This window comes from Nitrospirota bacterium (assembly GCA_016195565.1).
Taxonomy (GTDB): domain Bacteria; phylum Nitrospirota; class Thermodesulfovibrionia; order Thermodesulfovibrionales; family UBA1546; genus UBA1546.
On record JACPZK010000021.1, the window covers coordinates 33,294 to 57,032 of the forward strand.

Here is a 23,739-nt window from a genome sequence, read left to right on the forward strand (position 1 = left end):
TCTTCCCCTTATGCGGTTTCTTCGGCGTCCATACCTTTTTCCTCGGCAGGGAGTTCATCACCACTGACAGCATCCTCAGCTTCTTATCTATTTTGTGAGTAGAAAGACTATTCCATATCAACATTTTATGTTGAATTATCTACATTTAATATGGTTTTTGTCAATTAATATCCATCTTTAATGTGGTTTTAATAAAGCCTTCCGGCAAGCGATTATTAACTGCTCTGGAGGATTTATGAGAACTACAAAGAAACTACTCGGCGAAAGAATAAAGGAACTAAGGAAGGCAAAAAAGCTGTCTCAGGACAAACTCTCTGAACAAATTGGTATAGACCCAAAGCATCTAAGCCGCATAGAAGTTGGCAACAGCTATCCTTCTCTCAGCACTCTTGAGAAAATAGCTATAGCTTTAAATGTAGGAATAAAAGAGTTCTTTGAGTTTGAACATCTTAGCAGTCGAAAGGATTTGATTAATAATGCGGTAAAATTGCTTAAAGATACTGACGAGGAAAGAGTCAAGCTTATTTCAAAAGTTATCAGGGCAATTGTCAATTAAAATTTTCAGGAGACCCATATCTGTTCCAAAACATGAAGTGAGGTTTTTATCTGGAGTAAAGGAAGTGGCTATATTCAGTAATACCTCTGTTCCGGTTTTATGCCGATTGAGGCAAGCCATTCTGTGATTGTCTTTCTCATTGCGCCTGCATTCAGCGCAAACCATTTCTTTCTGTACGCGGGATAATCAGCAAGCGCCTTTTTGAACCTGCTGAATGAGTTGGGGCTGTTGAGAGGAAAAACCCAGGGACACTTCCCGTATACTTCTACACGTAGTCCGCAATTATGGAGTTTTCGGAACTTGCGAAATTATCCTGCCAGCATCTGGCAGTTTTAAATAGAGGGTCAAAACGCAGAAGAGCGGAAGCGGGAGAATAAAGTATCAAAGGGTCAGAGTATCAGAGCGGGGAAGCTGGGAAGCACGCAAGTGCATTGTTTTTTCACTTTCAAAGCTGAGAGATTGCCCTCTCGCTTCGCACAAACGAACAGCAGGCTTCGCAATGATACGTCTTTAAAGCAACTATCTTCGTTTGCCCGTTTGGGTCGGTAACAATTCTCGGAGTAATAGATACACTTAGATTTGCTACGCCCCTGCAATGCGGGCAATATGAAACCTGCATCGCCGCTATATTACTTTCTATCTTGTTGCTCATGTCCGCCTCTTTCCGGTGGGCTTGTTCCCGTAAACTGCAATTTCTTCGGCCACGCGCATTTCGCTTCCCTTTGCCTCCGGCTTAAATGTCACGCGGACGCGGGCGTGCAGTACCTCGGCCACGCGGCGCAACATGCTGAGTGAGTGGCCTTCATAGCCAGGCGATTCCAACCTGCTGATCTGCTGCTGAGAGGTCTTGAGGAGTTTTGCAAGCTCCTTTTGGGAAAGTCCCGACTTCTGACGAAGGGCGGCAATCTGGAGTGCCACATCCCAAGCCTCGCCGGCACGATCAAATCGGTCAGCAAACGCCGGGTTTTTCAACTGCTCTTCAAGATAACGATCAAAATTAGTCTTCTTCATCGCTCTACTCTTTTCTGCCAGTCTTTCATTCGTTCCCGCGCAAGCCTAATGTCACGGTCAGGAATCGCCTGTCCTTTATTTCGGATACCGTGGACAGCAACAATGCGGTGATTCTTCACAAAAAACCAAAGAACCCGCGTATTGAGTTTGCCAACGTGGCGGAGCTCAAAGAGCCCGCCGCCGAGCGACTTGGCTAACGGTTCCCGGTGGTACAGCCGGTTCCTAAGTTTCGCCAACCCGGCAACGACGGCAGCAAAATCATCCGGATCAGTGGTCTTTAGTTTGTCCATGAACTCTCGCACAGGACAAGCGCCAACCTCTGTCTCATAAAATTCTACTGTAAAATTCATATTCATGTCAACACCAATATTGATGTACGTCTTCCAGAATTTTCCCCTCAATCATACCCCTTCAAGCGCTGGAATTTCAAGGGAGAGAAAATACGATAATAGGGAAGCTCTATAATCAGGCTTAACATGCCACATCCTCTTGCTAACAGTATGGCAGTATATTCAATAATACCCCTGTTCCGGTTTTATGCCGATTGATTCAAGCCATTCTGTTATTGTTTTTTTCATTGCGCCTGCATTCAGCGCAAACCATTTCTTTCTGTGCTCAGGAAAATTGGAAAGCGCCTTTTTGAACCTGCTGAATGAGTTGGGGCTGTTGAGAGCGGCTGAGAGTTCATCGTATGGCCTGAGTTCTTCTATCCCCTCCGTGAATTTTTTCATGAGAGCATATACCTCCTGAGACTCGCGCTCCGGGATTCTGACATATCTCTGCTTTTCAGAGAATATTCTTATTGCAAGCTCCACTTCATCTTCAATCCACTCAGGCATGTCATACGCTTCAAGAGAAGATTCATCAATGAGTTCATCACCTCTATAAAGACTGCTCTTTGCGCCTTCAAGCGCATCAACAGAGATTGTTTTAATCTCTCCTGTCTCAAGGTCGAGAAAGTAGTCAAATGCATCCCTTGACACATCCTCCATTGCCTTCTGAATTTCATTGAAATCTATCTTTAGAAGTTTCAAGTGATTTAATTACCGGCAGGGAGGATATGGTATCCGAGCGGTTTTTTTTGCCGATATTCCGACAGCACACATAAAATAATCAAGAGGCAAAAACCTCGGAGGTCGGAACGACCGAGAATGAGCGAAGATGCCATATCCTCCCTAAGCCGATTCATTCTCTTAGTTGTCCATCCCCAAGCACTATAAACTTCGTGCATGTGAGTTCTTCAAGCCCCATCGGCCCCCTTGCATGAATCTTGTCCGTTGATATTCCTATCTCAGCGCCGAGGCCGAACTGATAACCGTCATTCAATCTTGTGGATGCATTAACGAAAACAGCGGATGAATCAACCTCACGCAGGAAGCGCATCGCCTTCTCATAATTCTCCGTAACAATTGAATCAGAATGAGCAGAGCCGTATTTTGCGATATGCTCCATTGCCTCATCAATTCCCTTGACTACCTTTACATTAAGGATAAGTTCCAGATACTCCATATAAAAGTCTTCTTCTTTCACAGCAGCAACTGATTTGTCTATCTTCCTTGTCTCAGGACATCCCTTAAGGCTGACCTTTGCATCTTTAAACCTCTTAATCATTGATGGGAGAAATGCCTTTGCAATCTTTTTGTCAACGAGCATTGTCTCCATTGCATTGCAGGTGCCGGGCCTCTGGACTTTTGCATTAAAGCATATATCCTCAGCCATCTTCAGGTCAGCATCTCTGTCAACAAAAACATGACATACTCCTTTGTAATGCTTAAGCACGGGAATTCTTGAATTTGCCGTAACTGTCCTTATCAGCCCTTCGCCCCCGCGCGGGATTATGAGGTCGATAATCCCCTCAAGCTTAAGCATCTCCATAACTGCTTCTCTTTCAGGTATGTCAATGAATGTTATTGCATCCTCATTAAGCCCTTTGCTCTTTGCCGCATCCCTCAGTATCTTTACAATCGCCTTATTGGAGTTTATTGCCTCAGAGCCTCCTCGGAGAATAACCGCATTTCCTGCCTTTAAGCATAGGCTCGTTGCATCTGCCGTTACATTAGGCCTTGATTCATAGATGATTCCGATAACTCCGATAGGCACGCGCATCTTTCCGACAACCATCCCATTGGGCCTCTGCCACATTTTTATCACTTCTCCAACAGGGTCAGGAAGCGCTGCAACCTCAATCAACCCCTGCGCCATCTCATTTATGCGTTTGTCATTCAGGGCAAGCCTGTCTATCATCGCCTTTGAAAGCCCTTTCTTCTCCGCAAAGGCAATGTCTTTTTTGTTTTCTTTTATAAGTTCTGCCTTGCGTTTTTTAAGGGCATCTGCCATCTTTAAAAGCGCATTGTTCTTTTCTTTAGAAGATGCCCTTGCAAGCAGCCTTGCGCCCTTTTTGGCTGCCTTCGCCTTTTTCAGAACATAAGCCTTAATATCCATCTCTCCTCCGGATTTTATATTCGCAATTTCAGGAAGTTTTTCAGAAGTGTTTTTCCGACTTTTGTAAGTATCGACTCAGGATGAAACTGCACGCCTTCCACTATAAACTCCTTATGCCTAACTCCCATTATCTCATCCTGCTCAGTCCATGCGGTAATCTCAAGGCAGGAAGGCAGGGTCTCTTTTTTAATAATAAGCGAGTGGTATCTTGTTGCCTCAAATGGATTGGGCAGTCCTTCATATATTGTCTTTCCGTCGTGGTATATCATGGACGTCTTGCCGTGCATCAGCCTCGGCGCCCTTATTATGTCTCCTCCGAATGCAGCTCCGATTGCCTGATGCCCTAAACATACGCCGAGGATAGGAATCTTGCCTGCAAAGTATTTTATGACATCAACAGAAACTCCCGCCTCTTTAGGTGTGCACGGCCCCGGAGATATGACAATGCTTTTCGGTTTTAATTCTTTAATCTCTTCTATTGTAACCTTGTCATTCCTGAAAACCTTTATATCCTCTCCAAGCTCTCCAAGATGCTGGACGAGGTTATAGGTAAAGGAATCATAATTATCAATCATCAGTAACATAAAATTAGAAGTTGAAAGTTAGAAGTTAAAAGTTAAGAAAAACATTTAACCTCCCTCTTTTCCCTCCTTTCTTTTGATGTCCTTACAATTGCTGACAGAATGTTCTTGATATTTTCAGACTCATTTATAAGGTTTTCGACTTCTGTGCTTTTCATCAACTCTGAGTCTTTTATCAACCTTAACCAATAATTTGTTTCTCTTGACTCCTTTAAAGCAATATTCATTTTGAATATAAAGTCATCCTTGCTAAATGCACCTGTCGCTTCTTCAATGTTTGCTCCAATGGATGTCCCTGACCTGATTAATTGCCGTCCAATAACAAATCCGCCTGTATTTGCAGGCAGTTTCTTTACAAATTTTACCACCATAATTGCAAACTCATAAGTCCTTTCCTGTATCCCATTATTACTTTTCATCTTGCACTCTTTAATTTTCAACTCTTAACTCTCAACTTTTAACTTTTAATTTAGTCCTCTCTCTGCCATCTCCACTGCCTTCATCATCCCCATAGCCTTATTCACTGTTTCAGTGTATTCCCTCTCAGGCACTGAATCAGCTACTATCCCTGCGCCTGCCTGAACATAAACCTTCCCGTCTTTTATTATAAGCGTTCTTATAGTGATACATGTATCCATATTCCCTGAATAGCTGAAATATCCCACAGAGCCGGCATAAGGCCCTCTCTTTATAGGCTCAAGTTCATCTATAATCTCCATGGCCCGAACCTTTGGAGCGCCTGTAACAGTGCCTGCCGGAAAACATGCCCTAAGCACATCAAACGCATCAAGATTTTTCTCCAGCTTTCCTTCAACATTTGAGACCATGTGCATCACATGGCTGTATCTTTCAACAGCCATCAACTCTGTCACATTAACAGAACCTTTCTCTGCAACCCTGCCGACATCATTTCTTCCAAGGTCAACGAGCATTATATGCTCTGCCATTTCCTTTGGGTCTTTTTTAAGCTCCTCTTCCAAGGCTTTATCCTCTGCCTCTGTTTCGCCCCTTCTCCTTGTGCCTGCAATAGGCCTCAGAACAATTTTCTTATCCTCAACCCTGACAAGTATCTCAGGAGATGAACCGGCAATCTCTGCGTCTCCTGTGTCAATGTAATACATGTAAGGAGACGGATTAATCACACGCAGCGCACGGTAAACATCAAACGGCTTAACGTCTGATTTGCGCTCAAACCTCTGCGAGAGCACAACCTGAAATATATCGCCTGCCGCAATATATTCTTTTGACTTAAGCACAGCCTTCTCAAAAGCCTCTTTCGTCTTAAAGCTGGATTTAAATTTGTTGACTGGTTTTTGTTTCTTGCCTTTTGAATTTTTAACTTTCAACTTTGCACTTTTTAACTTTTCCGTTATTGCATCTATCTTTTCCACTGCTTCTTTATACGCCTTTGCAGGGCTTTTCCCGTCTACATGCACATTAGAGACAATTTTTATCTTCTGCTTAAGGCTGTCAAATATGAGCATTGTGTCAGCAAGCATAAAGAACATATCAGGCAAATCAATGCCGGGTTTTTTGCTGTCAGGAACACGCTCAAAAAATCTGACCATGTCATATCCCATATATCCGACCAAGCCGCCTGAAAATCTCGGAAGACCCGGAACATCAACAGGCTTATAAAGAGCTATCTCTCTTTTAAGCACATCCACAGGGTCCTCTGCCTCAAATACAACCGGCTTCCTGCCTCTTTCTATTATCTCCATCTTCTTTCCCCTGCCCTTTATAACCTTTGACGGATTAGTTCCGAGGAAGGAATATCTGGCCCATTTCTCTCCTCCGACAACACTCTCAAGAAGGAAAGAAGGGCTTTTGCCAATCTTTAAAAATGCAGAGACAGGAGTGTCAAAATCAGCAAGGATTTCCCTATAGACAGGGATGAGATTTCCCTTTCCGCATAGAGACTTAAACTCTTTAAGGTCAGGATACAGCATATTGACAAACAAGTCCTTTTTTCATTATTCTTGATAGTATAACTCAAAAGCGAGTTAAGAGTTGGAAATTAGAAGTTAAGAGTTAAAGATTTTGGGTTTCAACTTTTAATTTTTAACTTTCAACTCTCAACTTTTTTCTTTTATGCGGGAATAGCTCAGTGGTAGAGCACAACCTTGCCAAGGTTGGGGTCGCGGGTTCGAGCCCCGTTTCCCGCTCCATAATGCAAATTTTGTGAAACAAAATTTGTAGTTAGAAGTTAAAAGTGTAGAGTTATGAATTAAAGGAAAAAGAGAAGTGGATTTTAACTTTTCACTTATCACTTTTAACTCTTAACTATTTTTATTGGCGGCGTACCCAAGTGGCTAAGGGGGAGGTCTGCAAAACCTTTATGCAGCGGTTCAAATCCGCTCGCCGCCTCCAAAATTTTCTGCATTCTTCGCTCTTTCCTAAGGTTATCGCTTAAATTTTTCGACTAAAGAAGGAAATAATACAAATACCATGCTATACTTATTTAAAATCAGCAAGGAGGCGGCTCATGGCAAATTATCATGAAAAAATTGAGATAAACCCCAAGATTCTTCTCGGCAAGCCTGTCTTCAAAGGCATACGTATCCCCGTTTATGTCGTTCTTGATATGCTTGCCGAGGGCACAACTGCCAAGGAAATAACAAAATATTATCCTGATTTAAAAGAGGAGGATATTAAGGCTGCAATACTATTTGCTTCTGATACGACAAAGCACATATCGGAGATAGAGCTTGAAACTGCTGATAGATGAAAATATCTCTCCTGAGATTACCAAAAATCTCAAATTGCCTTATTATTTTTATTGAAAAAATTTCTTCTTTAACTGTGCCTTTTGTGTTATATTTTCTCATGTCTTCAGTAAAAAGAAAGTTCGTATAATTGTTAAAGTAATATGAAGCTATCACGGTTTTTAAGTTTAATGGCGGCTTTCATCGGTTTGGTCGGTGCAATAAAAATGGCTTGGAGTATCTTTGCGTTAAGTCCAGAAGCCATATTACATTTAACATCTCCTTATTCTAAAGTTGCCCATGCTCCAGAACAAATTGCCTCATTAGTAGAACAGAAAGCAGATACCTTAATTGGTGTTTTTTGGGTAGCCTTAGCATTTTTGATTGAAATAGTTTCACTGATTTTTGTGAAAGAAGATACGAATACACCTTTAATCAGGAAAATCAAGAAACAATGGCTCAAGACATTATCAGGGGTTTCAATTATTCTCCTTATTGTTCTAGTTCTTGTATGGGGATCAAAAAATGCAAATTCAATAATTGTGGGGCAAAATAAGTTAGCGGTAGGAAAACTTGCAGTTAAAAATCACTTATCTTTTATCCATAGGATGAAGAAGAAACCAGATATTACAGATATTAAATATATAGAAGAAATGTGCGAGGACCTCCTTGGCTTTAGAAAAAACGATTCTGAAACATCAACGGCTTTTCTGAAAAGAGTATCAGATTATGTGGAATGGAACGCGCCGCTACACGGAAAATAAATAAAAATAAAGATCGGACGCGGTGAGACTGCGCCGCACAGTTCAAGCTTTAATCTTCACTTGTTTTAAGTCGCCGGAACTGCAGGCGTTATCCGCAAATACAATTACAAGTAGGCATTTCAGCTACAGCACCATACTAAACTGATAATAGCGTAAGATGTTCTATGCCTTTGAAGTGCGCATCATTGCTAATAAAAGGCATCTTATGCTCAATGCAGATGGCTGCAATCCAGAAGACAATCTACCTTTTCAAATTCCTCTTTAACAATCTTCAGCATCTCTTTGGCGTCGCTGTCAGGCAGAATCCCGCAAAGCCCTTCAAGTGGATGTTTTTTCTTGGAAGGTTTTTCAAAAGTTATAGCAATCCTTTGATGCTTCTTCAGTCCTTTTATTGGATTAAGGGGACGAAGCACTCCATCTTCATAAATCGCTTCTATTGTCTTCGGCATTTTTATCCCCTCCTTTTTGATTATTTTATCACATCACATCAAAATCCTGCCTAAAATTACTTTATCACCTCAACCCCCATATGCTTCCTCAGCGCTTCGGGGATGATGACGCTTCCATCTTTCTGCTGATAGTTCTCAAGGATAGCAACGACTGTTCTTCCGATTGCGAGCGCAGAACCGTTAAGCGTGTGAACAAACTCCGTTCCTTTCTTCCCTTCACGCCTGAATCTTATATTCGCCCTTCTTGCCTGAAAGTCCTCAAAATTAGAGCATGAAGAAATCTCCCTGTATTTCTGCTGGCCCGGAAGCCAGACTTCAATGTCATAAGTCTTTGCTGCCGAGAAACCGAGGTCACCTGTGCAAAGAGCAATTACCCTGTACGGCAAGCCAAGCCGTTGAAGAATGTCCTCCGCATCATTTGTAAGCTTCTCAATCTCGCTGTATGAATCCTCAGGCTTCACGAATTTTACAATCTCAACTTTATTGAACTGGTGCTGTCTTATCAAGCCTCTCGTATCTTTGCCGTATGAGCCTGCCTCGCGCCTAAAGCATGGAGTGTATGCAGTGTAGTATATAGGCAGATCATTCTCATTCAGAATTTCTTCTCTGTGGATGTTTGTCACGGGAACCTCTGCGGTCGGAATGAGATAGAACTCAGGGTCTGCTGTCCTGAACAACTCCGCCTCAAATTTCGGAAGCTGTCCTGTGCCTGTCATGGATTCGCGGTTAACAAGCAATGGCGGCAATATTTCTTTGTATCCTTTAGATGTGTTCAGGTCAAGCATGAAATTCATCAGTGCCCTTTCAAGCCTTGCGCCCATGCCTTTCATCAACGAAAATCTTGCGCCTGCAATCTTTGATGCCCTGTCAAAGTCTATGATGTCAAGCATCGCTGCAATGTCCCAGTGATTCAATGGAGGGAAATCAAATTCCTTCGGAGCGCCCCATTTTCTTATCTCAACATTTTCTGTCTCGTCTTTTCCTTTAGGGACTGATTCGTGAGGGATGTTTGGAATAACTAAAAGCTCCTGCCTTGCTTCTTCTTCCAAAACTTTCAGCCGCTCTTCTTTTTCCGTTATGAAGTCAGATATGTTTTTTGCTTCTGCTAAGATTGAAGCCGCATCCTTCTTTTCTCTTTTTAATTTCGCTATCTCCTGCGAGATTTTGTTTCTCTGCTCTCTTTTTTCCTCTATGAGCCTGAGGAGTTCTCTCCGTTCATTTTCTATTTTCAGAAACCTGTCAAGTATGGAGAGGCCGTAGCTTCTCTTCCTGAGCGACTCTTCCACTCTTGCTGTATCCTCCCTCACAATCTTTGCGTCAAGCATGTCTTTCCCTCACAATGACAGTATCTGATTATTGTGTATAATATATCGTAATGAGACATAAAAGTGAAGCGGTGATTTTCCTAAGATTATTTTTAGAAAACATTTTTTTATTCAAGGGTCAAAAAAATCTTGACAAAAATTTCATGTTGCTGTAATTTATTTAGCTTAAGAGAGCAATGAAGCTCTTTAGATTAAAATCTGACATGGAGGTAGAGGGTTGCATGCTTTAGGTAAACATTTATTAGTGGAGCTTAAGGATTGTGATCCTGAAATTCTCAAAAGCCTCGACAAGGTAAGAGATGCAATGGTCTCAGCGGCAAAAAAGGCTAAAGCAACCATCATTGATGTATCCTTCCACGAATTCAGTCCATTTGGAATAAGCGGTATGGTAGTTATAGCTGAATCTCATCTTTCTATCCACACATGGCCGGAATACGGTTATGCAGCTGTAGATATTTTTACCTGCGGCGATATTATTAAGCCCGAAGTTGCCGCTCAGTTTCTGATTGAAAAATTCAGATGCAAAAATCCGTCTGTTGTTGAGATGAAGCGCGGCATTCTCTCTCATTCAGGAGAAAAGCTGCCATATAAGGTGAATTCTTCCGAACTGACTCTTGTCGCAGGCTGCAGGACTGCATAACAAAAAGTTAGAAGTTTAAAGTTAAAAGTGAAAAATTGAAAACCTCTAATTTTTAACTCTCAATATATTCATATCTTCTACTTCATTTCCCATGTCTTTGCATATTTCAGAAAAGTATAGTAGCTGTAAAGCACAGCAAGCACCAACCCGTATCTGCCGTCCAGAAAACCGAATCTGAAAAAAAACATCTTTATGAATGCAGCCGGCGGGCGCAGAAGAAAGTCCAGCACATTAGGCGCAACTCCGGTTTTTTTAAGTTCCTTTGCTGCAAGCGTGGAATAAACGTCCATCCGCTTCAAATAATCGGAAACAGAATTATACGTATAATGGACAAGTGGATTTTTAAGATACGACACGCTCCCATTGACAATTACCTTCTCGTGCACCTCTCTGTCTTCAACCTTGCCTGCATTTTTCCTGAACAGCCTTAAGGTATAATCAGGCCGCCACCCTCCGTGCCTGATCCATCTGTCCATGAAAAAGTTTTTTCTCGGGGCATAAAAACCGTCATAGCTGTCTTCTTCTACTGCATTTATAACCTCTGCCTTCAGTTCAGGCGTAAATCGCTCGTCAGCGTCAAGTATAAAAACCCACGGGCCTTCGGCAAGGTCAACCGCCGACTGCTTCTGCCTTGCATACCCTTCCCACTCTTTCTGAAATACTTTATCCGTGTATTTCCTGCATATTTCAACAGTCCTGTCCGAACTGAATGAGTCAATGACAACTATTTCAGCGGCATCCTTTACGCTGTCAAGCGCAGCTTCAATATTTGCCTCTTCATTTTTTGTTACGATTACAATTGATACTGGTATCAATACCTTCCTCCGACTAATAGGGCATTGATAGAGCCTATGGCGACTTTTGTCTGGAGTTTTACAGGTATCCGCTTCTCATCGTCTGTCAGCCAGATATAGATGTCGCCTTTCTTATAAAATATTCCTTCTGATTTCATTAACGGCTTAACCAAGATTGTATCAACTGTGCCTGTCGGAAGCATTACCTTTTCTTTTCTGAGCACCTGCACTTCAACATTCCAGACTTTTTTGCTGTCAAACATGGTTATATATACAGGCTCTCCAACAACGAGCTTCAGCGTCCTGAGATAATAGAAGCTCGACAGCGGGTCAAATATAAGAGAAGGCACATCAAAACTATGCTTCTCATTATTGATATGGTCTATGTATGTAACTTTATTGCCGGAGTTAAAAATTACCTCTTTGTCTCTTCTATGCCGGCCTTCTCGTATCCTGAGCCTGTAATTGACAGGCTCTCCGAGAAACATCAATGAGGATTTTTTTGCGAGAATGCTCTCTACCCTGTCGTCAACAGTATAAAAAATAGAAACCCAGTTAGCTGACTGCGCTGTAGAGATGATTTTCACGTCATTGCCTGTTCTTGTTATCTCAAGTGTGGCTGTGCCTGCCTTTACGCCCGTCCATGTGAGTTCATATTCAAACCTCTCCGGAATGTTGAATGGAAAAGCAGCAGTTGCAAATGCAAAATTAAAAATTAAAAATGCAAAATTAAAGAGTAACTTTTTAAAATTTAAATTGTAATTTTTCATTTTGCTCTTTGAATTTTTATCTTTTCCCGCTTATGTTATATTAATCTATGTTTGTTATTCCTGCAATAGATTTAAAAAACGGGCAATGCGTCAGGCTCCTTCAGGGAAAGGAAGATGCTGTAACAATATATTCAGACGACCCTGCATCAACGGCAAAGAGATGGGAGGGATGCGGGGCAAAACTCCTTCATGTTGTGGACCTTGACGGCGCATTCACAGGCAGTCAGAAAAATTTTAATGCAATAATAAAGATACGGGAATCCGTATCAATTGACATAGAGGTCGGTGGAGGCATACGGGATATAAAAAAAATAGACGAACTTATCGCCCTCGGCATTAACAGAATAATCCTCGGAACAGCGGTGATAGAAAAACCTTCTCTTATGAAAGACGCCTGCAATAAATATCCGGGCAGAATCCTTGCAGGCATTGATGCCAAAGGCGGCAAGGTTGCAGTAAAAGGCTGGGTTGAGGTTACGGGCGCTGACGCAAAAGACCTTGCGCGAGAAATGGAAAAGGCCGGCGCCGCAGGCATAATATACACTGATATATCAAGGGACGGCATGCTTGCCGGCCCGAATATCCCTGCCATGGAAGAAATGGTTGAAACCGTCAGCATACCGATAATTGCATCCGGCGGCGTGTCTTCCATCAAAGACATAATAGCTTTGAAGGAGATTAAAAATCTCTGGGGTGTGATAACAGGCAAGGCTATTTATTCGGGCGCTGTTGACTTGAAAGAGGCTATAAGGATTGCTCAGTCTCCGGGTTTTTGACAGCGCTTTCAGGTCGGGGTTATAATCAATTTAACTATGAAAGCACGGGCTGTTGTTTTTCTTCTAATCATTTCAGTAATAACCGGCGTATCTGTCGGAGGGTACTTTGCGTTTGCAAAAGGAATTCCTTCCATCGCAGAACTCAAACAGTACAAGCCTACGTCAGGCACAAAGATATACGCTGATGACGACACTCTCATCGGGGAACTCAAAGTTGAAAAGGGCGTTTTTGTGCCTCTGAACAGAATGCCAAAACACCTTATAGATGCAGTGATAGCTGTTGAGGATTCAAGGTTCTGGAATCATAAGGGCATAGATTACATTGCAATCGGCAGGGCGGTCTTAAAGGATATTCTCCATGCCGGGCTTAAAGAAGGCGGCAGCACAATAACCCAGCAGCTCGCAAAAGTTGTATTCCTCACCCCTGAGAAAACATTTAAAAGAAAGGTCAGGGAGGTATCCCTTGCAATAAAGATGGAGAAAAATCTGGATAAAAAAGAGATACTGGAGCTTTATCTGAACAAGATATACTTTGGCCACGGCGCTTACGGCGTTGAGATGGCATCACGTGTGTATTTTGGCAAATCAGTGGGAGAACTGACTCTGCCGGAGGCGGCAATGATAGCCGCTCTTATAAAGGCGCCCTCGACATATTCTCCTTATAACAACCTCACAAAATCAAAGGAAAGGCAGGAGACAGTGCTTTTTCGGATGGAGGAAGAAGGATATATCAAAAAGTCTGAAAGGGAGAAGGCGGCAAAGCAGCCCCTTTATCTCTCAACCCTGAGAAGGGGACTGGAGTCAAATAATTATTTCATTGAATATGTCAGGAAATATCTGGAGGAAAAGTACGGAGAAGAGACTGTCTACAAGGGAGGACTGAAGGTTTATACTACGCTTGACAGGGCAATGCAGGCTGCCGCACAAAAGGCGCTTCAGGAAGGACTCAGAGAGCTTGACAAGAGGAGAGGATGGCGCGGCCCTGTAGAGCATAAGAAGGATATAGACGTTAAAAAAGAGATGGAGAGCAAAGATGTGCAAAACGCTGCTATCGGAGGCGGGGATGACATAACATCAGGGCTTGTCCTTAAAGTGAGTGAAACTGAGGCTGTTATTAAGACAAGGGGGATTATCGGCAAGCTGTCAATAGCCGATGCCCAGTGGGCAAGCGCTCTTCTGGATTCAAAAACAAAGAAAACCACAACGATAAAGGGATTTAATCTGACAAAGATACTCAAACCGGGGGATATTGTTAAGGTAAAGATTAAGGGCGTAAAGGGGAAAGAGGTCAGCCTTGCCCTTGAGCAGGAACCTGAAGTGGAAGGCGCAGTCGTAGCAATTGAACAGAGAACAGGTTTTATAAGGACAATTATCGGAGGCTATGATTACACCAAGAGCGAATTTAACCGTGCAATCTATGCAAAACGCCAGCCCGGCTCTGCGTTCAAGCCGATAATATACGCTGCTGCAATGGATAACGGGTTTACGCCCGCGTCCATGATAAATGACGAGCCTGTCACATATAAAGGCGGGCCCAAGGGTGACTGGACGCCTGAAAACTATGACCACAAACATTACGGGCCTACAAGGCTTAGGGAGGCGCTTGCGTATTCAAGGAATGTGATAACAGTGAAACTTGTGGACGCAATAGGGGTTGATAAAGTTATAAAATTCTCCAGGAACATCGGGTTTGAAGGCGATATACCGCATAACTTAAGCATTGCTCTTGGCAGCCTTAGTGTCACTCCGCTTGAACTCTGCTCAGGCTACAGCGTATTTGCCAACAATGGACTAAGAATGAACCCCATCGCAGTTAAATACATCACTGATTCAAAAGGAAAGATACTTGAGAGCAATGAACCGGAAGGGATGCAGGCAATAAGCAATCAGACAGCGTTTCTCATAACATCAATGATGCAGGATGTTATAAATCATGGAACAGGCTGGAGGATAAAGGCTTTAGGCAAACCTGCAGCAGGAAAAACAGGCACAACAAATGATTACAGGGATGCCTGGTTTGTTGGATATACAACAGGCATTACTGCGTCTGTATGGGTGGGGTTCGACGATGTGAGGCCTCTGGGCTCTCAGGAAACAGGAGCCAGGGCGGCGTCACCGATATGGCTTAACTTTATGAAGTCTGCATCAAACATTGTAGAATCTTCTGATTTCTCTGTGCCGGAAGGCATTGTAATCTATCCGATTGACCCGTCAACAGGGCTTCTGTCAAAAGAAGAAACCGCAACCTCTTTAAAGGAATATTTTAAAGACGGCACGCAGCCGACACAATTCTCCACTGCTTCGCCTTCTCCATCTGGAGTGGAGCGAAAAAGCATTTCTAATCCGGATTTTGATTAACCCGATAATTCCCTTCTTGTCATTGCGAGCCGAAGGCGAAGCAATCTTGCTTTTACGCTCAGAATAAACTCCGCGTGGCAATCTTTCTTTTGAAATTGTTCCGAACCTGTCATGAGATTGCTTCGGCTCGGGACGAGCCTCGCAATGACATATCAGGTTTTAACGTTCATATAAAAATCTTCCCCGGATTAAGAATGTTTTTAGGGTCAAAGAGATTTTTTATTCCTTTCATCAGCTCAAGCTCATGTTTTCTTATTTCCATACTGAGATACGGAGCCTTTGTAATCCCTATGCCGTGCTCTCCTGAGATAGTGCCTCCAAGGCTTAGAGTTGCCTCAAATATCTCTCTCACAAGAGATTCTGCCTTAAGGTATTTTCCACCGTCTTTTTTATCAACCATGATATTTACATGGATATTGCCGTCTCCTGCATGTCCGAAATTCACTATCTGTATGCCGCTTTCTTCTGAAAGCCTTCTCAGCTTTTTTAATATGTCAGGGATTTTATCTCTCGGCACAACAATATCTTCATTTATCTTAGTTGAATTCATGTGATAAAGCGCAGGCGATATGGACCTCCTTGCCTCCCAGAGCTTATCACGTGCAGCATCATCCTCTGCCATCTTCACTTCCGCATTGAGTGATTCGCATATCTCTATTATCTTTTCCGCCTGTTTTGTTATTGCTGACGGATGCCCGTCCAGTTCAATCAGAAGAAGCGCCTCAACGTTTCTCGGAATTCCCACAGGCTTGAAATTCTCTACTGCAGCGATTGTTCCTGCATCCATAAACTCAAGAGTCCTCGGTATTATTTTTGATGCTGTTATTTTTGCTACTGCTGAACCTGATGCCTCAAGGTTATCAAACATAGCAAGCAGAGTAATAACCTCTTCCGGCAAAGGAAGAATCCTGAGACGCAGTTTTGTTATCACAGCAAGAGTGCCTTCCGAGCCTGTGAGTAATCTCGTAAGGTCATAGCCTACAACCCCTTTTGTTGTCCTCACCCCTGTTGTTATCACGCCGCCGTCAGGCAGCACCGCCTCTATCTCCATCACATAATCCCTTGTGACACCGTATTTCAATGCCCTCGGGCCTCCTGCATTATTCGCCGCGTTTCCCCCTATTGTGCAGAAATTCATACTCGCGGGATCAGGCGGATAGAAAAAACCGAGATGCTCAATATCACGCTGCAGCCTGCCGTTTATAATTCCGGGCTCAACAACAACATTGAGATTATTAGTGTCAAGTTCTACCAGTTTATTCATCTTCTCAAGGCTTAAGACAATGGCGCCGTTCAATGGAATGGAGCCTCCTGTCATGCCTGTGCCTGCGCCTCTCGGCGTGACAGATATCTCATTTTCAAAGGCATACTTCATCACCCTGACAACTTCTTCTGTGTTTTTTGGCCAGGCAACTGCCGAGGGACGGCTTTCAATCCCGGATGCGTCAAAGCCGTAACAAATTAAATCTTCCGGCTCCACTGATATCTTTATGTCAGGAAGGATATCTCTAATCTTGTTTTCCAACCGGTCATTATTTTTCATCTTACTTTAAGATTTTCATTGTATTTAGATGGCACAATGCCAGTGCAAGCGCATCTGCGCTGTCCGTAGATAATTTGGTTTTCAGATTCAGTATTTTTGAAACCATACTCTGAACTTGATGTTTTTCTGCCCTGCCGTAGCCCACAACTGCCTTCTTAACCTCAAGCGCGCTGTACTCATAAACAGGAAGCCCGGAAGAAGCTGCTGCAACCAGCGCCGTGCCTCTTGCCTGTCCGAGGACAAGGGCAGCCTTTATGCTCTTTGCAAAAAAAACCTTTTCAATGGAAACTTCATTGGGGGAATATTCTCTTATAATGTCTGTAAGGTTGGCGTAAAGTTCTTTCAGCCTTACATCCAGCGGCTGTTTAGAAGGCAGCATTATTCTTCCCGATGCAACATAGACAGCATCTGAAGTTAAGAGTTGAGAGTTAAGAGTTAAGAGTCGTGGATATATATTTTTATTTTCACTTTTAACTTTTAACTTATAACTCTCAACTGTCTTTATTATTCCATAGCCGCAGACAATACTGCCCGGATCAATGCCGAGTATAATCCTTGACTTATTTTTTTCTTGGCGCCTCAAAAAGTATCTCCTCCACCATCTGGCAGAGGACATGTCCAAGCGTTATGTGGGTTTCCTGAATTCTCGGGGTGTTATCAGAGGGGACAATAAATGCATATGTGGCCTTTGCCGCAAATTTTTCTCCTTTGGCTCCGGTAAATGCTATGGACTTTATTTTCTTCTTCTTTGCCACGTCCATCGCCTTAAGCACATTGGCTGCGCCTCCGCTTGTGCTTATGGCAATAACAATGTCGCCTTCTTCTCCGAGCGCCTTAAGCTGCCTTGCAAACACATCAGAATAATCATAATCATTTGCAATAGAAGTAATGACTGCCATATCAGTATTAAGGGCGATTGCAGGAAGGCCCGGCCTTTCCTTTTTGAACCTGTTAACAAATTCAGCCGCTATATGAGAAGCGTCTGTTGAACTGCCGCCGTTGCCAAAGAGAATAAGTTTTTTGCCGTCACTAAAGGTGTCAGCTATGGCTTTTGACACCTCAACTACAGCGTCAACGTTCTCTTTTATGAACTGTTCCTTGACCTTTATGCTTTCTTCAAATGCCTTTAAGATTTTTTCTTTCATAAGTGTATTGATAGATTAATTTAATTATGCTTTACCTGTCAATTGATTTTTAGGGTAAAATATGAATAAAGGGCGTACGGAATCATGAATATCCAGAGAAACGGCCAGCTTACAGACAACATGGGAAGGGCGTCAAGACTGCGCGAGATATTTGAAACCCTCTGCGAACGTAACAAAGATATCCCCGTAATAGTTGAGGGAAAGAGAGATGCAATTGCGCTCAGGGAGCTTGGGCTTCAGGGAGAGATACTCATGCTTCACAGCGGGCAGAGCATATATGACTTTTGCGAAGAGATATCGGAGAAGTTTCACCGCGTGATAATACTCCTTGACTGGGATGAAAAAGGAGAAAGCCTGAATAAAGCTCTATGCAGGCACCTGAATGGGCAGTGGGAAGAATTCTCGGCGTTCAGGGAATTGATAAAGATACTATGCCAGAAAGAAATCCAGGACATAGAGGGTATTCCAAAACTCATAAGGAGACTTGAAGCGAATGGAACAGGTTGGCAGCAGGGGTGAGGATCTCGCCGCTGAATTCCTCAAAGACAAAGGTTACAGGATAATCGGAAGAAATTACAAGACTCCAGTTGGGGAACTGGATATCATTGCAAAGGACGGAGAGACGCTTGTTTTTGTTGAGGTCAAAACCCGTTCAAGCAATGCCTTCGGTTATCCGTTTGAGGCCGTAGACTCAAGGAAAAAACATAAACTGAAAAACCTCGCCCTGTTCTATCTTAAAAATCAGAAGAAAACCTGCGCTGCAAGATTTGATGTCATAAGCATTAAATTAAGCGGGGCAAAAAACGAGATAGAGCATATCAAGGATGCATTTGAGATATAGAGTAGTTGAAAACATCTCTATTTTTGTAATAGTATATCAGGATGCCGAAGTGGTGGAACCTGGTAGACACGCACGTTTGAGGGGCGTGTGGGGCAACCCATGCGGGTTCAAATCCCGCCTTCGGCACCATATCCTTTAAAACACACCGATGCCGAACCCTTTGAGCGGTATCATTTGTCCTGTTACTTCTTTTCTTTACAAAAACAAAATTTCAGCTAAAATTTAATTAAGATTATTTCAGGAGGTGCATTATGTGCGAACCATGCTGTGGTTTGAGAGTTGGGCAAGCAGTGCCGGATTTTAAGATTGAGACATTTGAGCCTGCTGAGAATTTTTTCGGAGAGAGAAGTCTTGAGGCATTGAAGAAAGAAGGGAAATGGACGATACTTTTTTTCTATCCTGCTGATTTCACATTCGTCTGAGCAACGGAATTCGCTGATCTGGCAGATCAGTATGAAAACCTTAAAAAAGAAAGTGCAGAGGTCATCACAGTAAGCACAGACACGAAATTCGTTCATCTTGCATGGCAGAGGGAAGAGAAAATGCTTGAAAAAGTTAAATTCCCGATGGCTGCTGACCGCACCGCAAAACTCTCAAAGATGTTCGGCGTTTATGATGAAGAGACAGGTCATGCCCTGCGGGGCACATTCATCATAAACCCCGAAGGAAAACTTCTTGCATCAGAGGTGAATTTTTACAATGTCGGGAGAAATGCAGATGAGCTATTAAGAAAGATACAGGCCAACGCGCATCTTGCAGCTCATACAGATGAGGCATGCCCCGCCTCATGGAAGCCCGGCGAAAAAACCCTCAAGCCGTCTGAAAAAATGGTGGGAAGGGTTTACGAGGCATTGAAGTAGTTTTAGCTCCGAAGGTGCCATAGCGCTACCTGCTTTTGCTCTTCTGAGCTTTGGTACTTACAGACTTTAGACTGAGTTAAGTATCGTGAGACTGATTTAAGTATCGTGTCCCCAGAATCGCGGAATTCACTTTGGATAAAATAAGCATATAAATCAACAGGTTGTTGCATTCTTAGTAAAAACACTTGACAAGCCCAGTTAATTGTATCATAATGATACTCCAAATGAGCTTTCCGATTGAGATATTACGCAAAATAATATTTTGGCAAGGGGATTATCTTTGTGATAACATACACCCATGTCATCATCAAAGCCAAAATACGACCTTAGCAAAATTAAAAAACTCTTATGCGATTCGGACTCATATCTTATAACTTTGGAAGCTCATCGCGGTGCAGCCGCGTTAGGGTACATGGATGCAGAATCTATAATTGACTTAATTGAAAATATTCAGGAAGATGATTTTTATAAGTCTATGCCTTCGGAAAAGATGCAACAACTATGGCAAGACGTTTATAGAGTAAATGACGGCAATAACAAAATCTACATAAAATTGCAGCTTTCAGTAAATGGGAAAAAAGTAGTTGTAGTGCAGTTTAAGGAAAAATAATCTCGGAGGTTTTAATGCAGGAGAATTGTCCTATATGTGGCGGAAATTTAAGCGGGAAAGTAACTGACGAAACATTTACATACAAGGGGAAAACTAAAACAATCCCTGACTATGTTACATACGCCTGTATTCAGTGCGGCGAATCTATAGTTGACCCTAAAACTTTGAAGGAATCGGGCAAGATACTAAAAGATTTTCAACGCGAGGTAGATGGGCTTCTGACAGGCATAGAAATAAAGAAAATAAGAGAAAAGTTAAATCTTACTCAAGAGCAGATGGCCGGAATATTAGGTGGCGGCTTGAAAGCCTTTGCACGATACGAAGCGGGGAGAATATGTCAAAGCACAGCGATGTACAATCTTTTGCGCATTCTCGATAGATATCCGAATGTGATTCATGTGCTATTGAAAGATACAACACAAGAATATAGGGTCACGAACATTATTCGTTTATCTGAAATTAGGCAGAAGTATAAAACTAAAGCCGAAAGATTCAACACTCAGATTAAGGAACTTCAGTATGGAACTTAAATTTAAGATCCAAACTATAAAGCTCTTAGAATCTCATTTTAAAATTAATCCTGATTTCAATTGGGATAATAAGCCTGTTAGCGTTTCTAGTTCTCTCGGAGTTCAATATGCAAAGAAAAATAAAAATGTTCAAGTTATATTGTCTGTCAATTCTGACGATAAAAATCAGCCATTTATCTTTAACATAGTATTAGCAGGTCTTTTTGATTTTCATGAGATTCCTAAGCCAAAGGAACTTGAAAAGATAGTAAACATTAATTGTGCAGCTATTCTTTTTCCGTATGTCAGAGAGATTGTAGCGGATTTAACGAGCCGTGCAGGTATTTCTCCATTTCATATGCCTCCTGTTAATTTCATTAATTTCTATGAAAAGTTAGAACAATCTCGCAAGAAATCCACTAAGCAAACTACGGTGAAAAAGAAATAATATCTCACGCCGCTAATTCCCCTGTAAAGGCCCTTTGCATGAGGCTCTGGAAAAGTTCATCCAGTTTTTTCCTGCTCTCTGCCTGTCTTGCTTTCTCTGCCTCAATGTCTTCGACAAGTTTTGCGAATTCCTGCTGGAGAGGGAGAGGAGGAAGGAAAATCTTTTGACGCAAAATGTCTTTTTGGCCAACGGTAGTCATTGTTGCCGTTTGTGATGTATTAACAGTATATGTTCTGACACCAGGGTGATTGAAGTAAATGCTTGCATACAATGGATTTAGAGCTTTTTTGTTTAACCGAGCCATTATTGTATGACATTCAAAGACAGTTGGTTCCTTTAAATCTAACGCAACAACACACTTTGCGACCCCCTCCTTTTTTAGTGAAGACCTACAAAAGAATAAATCGCCATCTTCAATTAAATATTTTTGTAATTCTTCTTGTGTTACCGATACCCGATCGAGCTTTTTCATATCCACTTTATACTCTGCAAATAAATCGACAACATTAATTAAGGGCACACCTGAGCCAAATTCGCTTGGCCTTTTAAAAAGACCGTTTTTAACAGATAATGTTACATCCTTCAGCTTTTTTACTTCCCATCCCTTCGGATTGTTTGCAGGGTCGCCGAACATCTGGACAAAGAGCGAGGGTGTGAGGTCGTTCATCTTCTCATCCGCCTGCCTGCGGAGCTTTCGTAGATTGTCAGCTTCTTCCAGAATCTCAACGATTTTGTGCTGAGTGGGGAGAGGAGGGAGGGGGATTTCAAATTGCGAGAACTGAGACTTATTAATAATAGGCACTACTGGCGCATTTGTAAAGCGCTCTAATAAAAGCTTTCTTTTGAAAATAGCATAGGCAAGGTATTTGGAAATAATTCTTGCGCTATTTGTCACAATAGCATTTATTTGTTGATTAAAGGAGGCTTCTTTTTCAATAATGCCAACCTTACCAATTGTACCAATGCAAGTTACCAATACAGCCGCAGAAGGAGCTATACGTGCATATTTAGAACCCTCTTCACTTATAAAATCCTTCGATTCTGTTAAGTCTGTTATTGCATTTTGGTCAAAATCATCAGGCTTAAAAAAGTTGATATGTCGCTTGTTGTAGAAGATGTCCTGCTTTTTTGATGGGGTATTTCCAGTAATAATTTCTCCAACCTCCCCCAATCTCACCCACTTCCACCCTTTAGGCAAAGTCTTTTGCATACTATTCTTTAACCTTATCCAATAGTCGTTTTAAACCTGAGCTTATTTTATCTTCCAACTCTAAGACCTCAGAAATAATAATCTGAGGTTCAGTATACTTGACCTCCTCATGGACATGAGGTTTGTAACGCCCGGCGGTAAGATTTAAATCGTTTTCGACTATCTCATCCTTTGAGGCATACCAGCTTCTATCACTCTCCGGCTTTGTCTCCCATTTTTCAAGAAGGTCTGGAATGTCGTTTTTATCCGGCTGAGGTGTCCGCTTATCATCAAGACTGTAGCCGTCTGCGGTGATTTCATAGAACCAGACCTTATCAGTCTTGCCGCCGCGCTCAAAAACAATTACAGAAGTCTTCACTCCTGCATAGGGTTTAAATACGCCTGACGGAAGGCTGATGATTCCAAGAATCTTGCATTCATCAAGCAGCCATGTCCTCAGTTTCTTATGAGCATTTGTTGAGCCGAACAGCACGCCTTCAGGAACAATTACCGCCGCCTTGCCCTCTGGCGCAAGATGTTTGTAAAAAAATTCTCCGAAAAGAAGTTCTGTCTTTGAGGTCTTCAGGTCAAAGTCTTCAAGAATTGCCTCTTTGTTAACATTGCCTGCAAAAGGAGGATTGGCAAGGATGATGTCATATTTTCTTTCGTTCGGATTCGGCAACGTCAGAGGGTCGTGATGCCTGACATTCGCGTTTTCAAGCCCGTGAATATAGAGATTCATAATCGCAATTTTCACCATGTCGGTATCATTGTCATATCCTGTAAGAGCATGCATCTTTAGAAACTCGTGCTGATCCGGCCTTAATTTGTCGCCCGTGATGTGCCCCTCCTGCTTGACGTCTTCACTGGTATTCTGCGCCATGATATGAAGGTATGCCTGAATAAGAAAACCCGCTGTCCCGCAGGCCGGGTCAAGAATATACTGCCCTGATTGCGGCTTGATTATGTCAACCATCATCTTGATGATATGCCTCGGTGTCCTGAATTGGCCGTTAGTACCTGAGATAGATATTTTGCTCAAAAGATATTCATAGAGGTCGCCCTTGACGTCGGTATCGTATTTCTGAGAGTCGTTGTAATCCATGCTGTCAATGATTGAAACCACAGAGCGTAAGGTAGGCCGATTGAATATCTTCAGATGCGCCTGTCTGAAAAGAATTTTGCCCATTGGCGAGAGATTGGGAAGTTCATGGAATTTTTCAAAGGCTTCTGAAAGGGTTACGTAAAGTGGATCGCCGGAAAGGCGGGCAACCGTCCTCCAGCTATATTTTGCCAAGGAGTTGGAGAAAATAGGCGCATAGATATTCCCCATTATCTTCTGCAATTGCTCCTGCTTTTCATCCATTTCTGTGAGACTTTTAAGGAACATCAAATAAGTGATTTGCTCAATAGATGTCATAGG

The 23,739-nt window shown here is 42.4% G+C and carries 29 protein-coding genes, 3 tRNA genes and 1 pseudogene; 15 read left to right on the forward strand and 18 right to left on the reverse strand.

The window, feature by feature from the left end:
- Positions 1-235 precede the first annotated feature (235 nt).
- The gene (locus tag HY035_07085) at positions 236-556 is read left to right on the forward strand and encodes a helix-turn-helix transcriptional regulator (protein ID MBI3378147.1); all 321 of its coding nucleotides are present in this window, start codon (positions 236-238) and stop codon (positions 554-556) included.
- Positions 557-630: 74 nt separating this feature from the next.
- On the opposite strand, the pseudogene HY035_07090 reads toward HY035_07085, so the two are convergent.
- From HY035_07090 to trpE, 9 genes and pseudogenes are all read right to left on the reverse strand, one after another.
- Positions 631-789 (reverse strand): annotated as a pseudogene (locus tag HY035_07090) (hypothetical protein).
- A 212-nt stretch (positions 790-1,001) separates the two neighbouring features.
- On the reverse strand, positions 1,002-1,208 hold the full coding sequence (locus HY035_07095) for a hypothetical protein (protein MBI3378148.1): 207 nt from the start codon (positions 1,206-1,208) through the stop codon (positions 1,002-1,004).
- The gene (locus tag HY035_07100; protein ID MBI3378149.1) at positions 1,205-1,567 is read right to left on the reverse strand and encodes a helix-turn-helix transcriptional regulator; all 363 of its coding nucleotides are present in this window, start codon (positions 1,565-1,567) and stop codon (positions 1,205-1,207) included. Before HY035_07100 ends, HY035_07095 begins: the two co-directional genes overlap by 4 nt.
- A complete protein-coding gene (locus HY035_07105) occupies positions 1,564-1,968 on the reverse strand; it encodes a type II toxin-antitoxin system RelE/ParE family toxin (protein MBI3378150.1) in 405 nt (134 codons plus the stop codon). Before HY035_07105 ends, HY035_07100 begins: the two co-directional genes overlap by 4 nt.
- A gap of 111 nt (positions 1,969-2,079) precedes the next feature.
- A complete protein-coding gene (locus HY035_07110) occupies positions 2,080-2,601 on the reverse strand; it encodes a hypothetical protein (protein ID MBI3378151.1) in 522 nt (173 codons plus the stop codon).
- Positions 2,602-2,752: 151 nt separating this feature from the next.
- On the reverse strand, positions 2,753-4,009 hold the full coding sequence (locus tag HY035_07115) for a glutamate-5-semialdehyde dehydrogenase (GenBank protein MBI3378152.1): 1,257 nt from the start codon (positions 4,007-4,009) through the stop codon (positions 2,753-2,755).
- A 14-nt stretch (positions 4,010-4,023) separates the two neighbouring features.
- Positions 4,024-4,593: an aminodeoxychorismate/anthranilate synthase component II gene (pabA, locus tag HY035_07120; GenBank protein ID MBI3378153.1), complete on the reverse strand. Its 570-nt coding sequence runs from the start codon at positions 4,591-4,593 to the stop codon at positions 4,024-4,026.
- 32 nt (positions 4,594-4,625) lie between these two features.
- Positions 4,626-5,009 (reverse strand): four helix bundle protein, encoded by a 384-nt coding sequence (locus HY035_07125; GenBank protein MBI3378154.1) that lies wholly within the window; start codon positions 5,007-5,009, stop codon positions 4,626-4,628.
- 45 nt (positions 5,010-5,054) lie between these two features.
- Positions 5,055-6,539, reverse strand: a complete 1,485-nt coding sequence (gene trpE / locus HY035_07130) for an anthranilate synthase component I (protein MBI3378155.1) — start codon at positions 6,537-6,539, stop codon at positions 5,055-5,057.
- Positions 6,540-6,683: 144 nt separating this feature from the next.
- On the opposite strand from trpE, the gene HY035_07135 reads away from it, so the two are divergent.
- The 4 genes from HY035_07135 to HY035_07150 all read left to right on the forward strand — a co-directional run bounded on the left by HY035_07135 (position 6,684) and on the right by HY035_07150 (position 8,059).
- Positions 6,684-6,758, forward strand: a tRNA-Gly gene (locus HY035_07135).
- A gap of 126 nt (positions 6,759-6,884) precedes the next feature.
- Positions 6,885-6,960, forward strand: a tRNA-Cys gene (locus HY035_07140).
- Positions 6,961-7,075: 115 nt separating this feature from the next.
- Complete coding sequence (locus HY035_07145) at positions 7,076-7,318, forward strand: DUF433 domain-containing protein (protein ID MBI3378156.1); 243 nt, start codon at positions 7,076-7,078, stop codon at positions 7,316-7,318.
- 168 nt (positions 7,319-7,486) lie between these two features.
- Positions 7,487-8,059, forward strand: a complete 573-nt coding sequence (locus HY035_07150; protein ID MBI3378157.1) for a hypothetical protein — start codon at positions 7,487-7,489, stop codon at positions 8,057-8,059.
- A gap of 209 nt (positions 8,060-8,268) precedes the next feature.
- Here HY035_07150 and HY035_07155 read toward each other — a convergent pair whose 3' ends face one another.
- Entirely contained in the window at positions 8,269-8,508 is a 240-nt protein-coding gene (locus HY035_07155) for an antitoxin family protein (protein MBI3378158.1), read from the reverse strand.
- A 56-nt stretch (positions 8,509-8,564) separates the two neighbouring features.
- Complete coding sequence (serS, locus tag HY035_07160) at positions 8,565-9,833, reverse strand: serine--tRNA ligase (GenBank protein ID MBI3378159.1); 1,269 nt, start codon at positions 9,831-9,833, stop codon at positions 8,565-8,567.
- A gap of 217 nt (positions 9,834-10,050) precedes the next feature.
- On the opposite strand from serS, the gene HY035_07165 reads away from it, so the two are divergent.
- Positions 10,051-10,473, forward strand: a complete 423-nt coding sequence (locus HY035_07165; protein MBI3378160.1) for an S-adenosylmethionine decarboxylase proenzyme — start codon at positions 10,051-10,053, stop codon at positions 10,471-10,473.
- Positions 10,474-10,550: 77 nt separating this feature from the next.
- Here the strand turns inward: HY035_07165 and HY035_07170 are convergent, their stop codons facing one another.
- Both HY035_07170 and HY035_07175 read right to left on the reverse strand, forming a co-directional pair.
- Positions 10,551-11,288 (reverse strand): glycosyltransferase family 2 protein, encoded by a 738-nt coding sequence (locus HY035_07170; GenBank protein MBI3378161.1) that lies wholly within the window; start codon positions 11,286-11,288, stop codon positions 10,551-10,553.
- Positions 11,285-12,037, reverse strand: a complete 753-nt coding sequence (locus HY035_07175) for a DUF3108 domain-containing protein (protein ID MBI3378162.1) — start codon at positions 12,035-12,037, stop codon at positions 11,285-11,287. Before HY035_07175 ends, HY035_07170 begins: the two co-directional genes overlap by 4 nt.
- A gap of 47 nt (positions 12,038-12,084) precedes the next feature.
- On the opposite strand from HY035_07175, the gene hisA reads away from it, so the two are divergent.
- Together hisA and HY035_07185 are read left to right on the forward strand one after the other, a co-directional pair.
- Positions 12,085-12,813, forward strand: coding sequence for a 1-(5-phosphoribosyl)-5-[(5-phosphoribosylamino)methylideneamino]imidazole-4-carboxamide isomerase (gene hisA, locus HY035_07180; GenBank protein MBI3378163.1), 729 nt, complete (start codon positions 12,085-12,087; stop codon positions 12,811-12,813).
- 36 nt (positions 12,814-12,849) lie between these two features.
- Positions 12,850-15,171 carry a PBP1A family penicillin-binding protein gene (locus tag HY035_07185; GenBank protein MBI3378164.1) on the forward strand — a complete coding sequence of 774 codons (2,322 nt, stop codon included), beginning with the start codon at positions 12,850-12,852 and terminating at the stop codon, positions 15,169-15,171.
- Positions 15,172-15,337: 166 nt separating this feature from the next.
- On the opposite strand, the gene HY035_07190 is transcribed toward HY035_07185, so the two are convergent.
- The 3 genes from HY035_07190 to HY035_07200 are packed head-to-tail and all read right to left on the reverse strand — an operon-like array spanning position 15,338 to position 17,859.
- Positions 15,338-16,714: an FAD-binding protein gene (locus tag HY035_07190; protein ID MBI3378165.1), complete on the reverse strand. Its 1,377-nt coding sequence runs from the start codon at positions 16,712-16,714 to the stop codon at positions 15,338-15,340.
- 1 nt (position 16,715) lies between these two features.
- Positions 16,716-17,330, reverse strand: a complete 615-nt coding sequence (gene ruvC / locus HY035_07195; GenBank protein MBI3378166.1) for a crossover junction endodeoxyribonuclease RuvC — start codon at positions 17,328-17,330, stop codon at positions 16,716-16,718.
- A complete protein-coding gene (locus HY035_07200) occupies positions 17,275-17,859 on the reverse strand; it encodes a D-sedoheptulose 7-phosphate isomerase (GenBank protein ID MBI3378167.1) in 585 nt (194 codons plus the stop codon). Before HY035_07200 ends, ruvC begins: the two co-directional genes overlap by 56 nt.
- A gap of 84 nt (positions 17,860-17,943) precedes the next feature.
- Between HY035_07200 and HY035_07205 the strand changes: the two genes are divergently transcribed.
- The 7 genes from HY035_07205 (at position 17,944) to HY035_07235 (ending at position 21,127) form a co-directional block, all read left to right on the forward strand.
- Positions 17,944-18,378, forward strand: a complete 435-nt coding sequence (locus tag HY035_07205; GenBank protein MBI3378168.1) for a hypothetical protein — start codon at positions 17,944-17,946, stop codon at positions 18,376-18,378.
- The gene (locus HY035_07210) at positions 18,353-18,700 is read left to right on the forward strand and encodes a YraN family protein (protein ID MBI3378169.1); all 348 of its coding nucleotides are present in this window, start codon (positions 18,353-18,355) and stop codon (positions 18,698-18,700) included. Before HY035_07205 ends, HY035_07210 begins: the two co-directional genes overlap by 26 nt.
- 43 nt (positions 18,701-18,743) lie before the next feature.
- Positions 18,744-18,829 (forward strand) — tRNA-Leu (locus tag HY035_07215).
- A 122-nt stretch (positions 18,830-18,951) separates the two neighbouring features.
- The gene (locus tag HY035_07220) at positions 18,952-19,560 is read left to right on the forward strand and encodes a peroxiredoxin (GenBank protein ID MBI3378170.1); all 609 of its coding nucleotides are present in this window, start codon (positions 18,952-18,954) and stop codon (positions 19,558-19,560) included.
- A 298-nt stretch (positions 19,561-19,858) separates the two neighbouring features.
- A complete protein-coding gene (locus HY035_07225) occupies positions 19,859-20,170 on the forward strand; it encodes a type II toxin-antitoxin system MqsR family toxin (protein ID MBI3378171.1) in 312 nt (103 codons plus the stop codon).
- Positions 20,171-20,184: 14 nt separating this feature from the next.
- Entirely contained in the window at positions 20,185-20,700 is a 516-nt protein-coding gene (locus HY035_07230) for a type II toxin-antitoxin system MqsA family antitoxin (GenBank protein ID MBI3378172.1), read from the forward strand.
- Positions 20,690-21,127: a protein-export chaperone SecB gene (locus tag HY035_07235; protein MBI3378173.1), complete on the forward strand. Its 438-nt coding sequence runs from the start codon at positions 20,690-20,692 to the stop codon at positions 21,125-21,127. Before HY035_07230 ends, HY035_07235 begins: the two co-directional genes overlap by 11 nt.
- A gap of 4 nt (positions 21,128-21,131) precedes the next feature.
- Here HY035_07235 and HY035_07240 read toward each other — a convergent pair whose 3' ends face one another.
- Both HY035_07240 and HY035_07245 read right to left on the reverse strand, forming a co-directional pair.
- Positions 21,132-22,337, reverse strand: coding sequence for a restriction endonuclease subunit S (locus HY035_07240; GenBank protein ID MBI3378174.1), 1,206 nt, complete (start codon positions 22,335-22,337; stop codon positions 21,132-21,134).
- A 1-nt stretch (position 22,338) separates the two neighbouring features.
- Entirely contained in the window at positions 22,339-23,736 is a 1,398-nt protein-coding gene (locus HY035_07245; GenBank protein MBI3378175.1) for an N-6 DNA methylase, read from the reverse strand.
- Positions 23,737-23,739 lie beyond the last annotated feature (3 nt).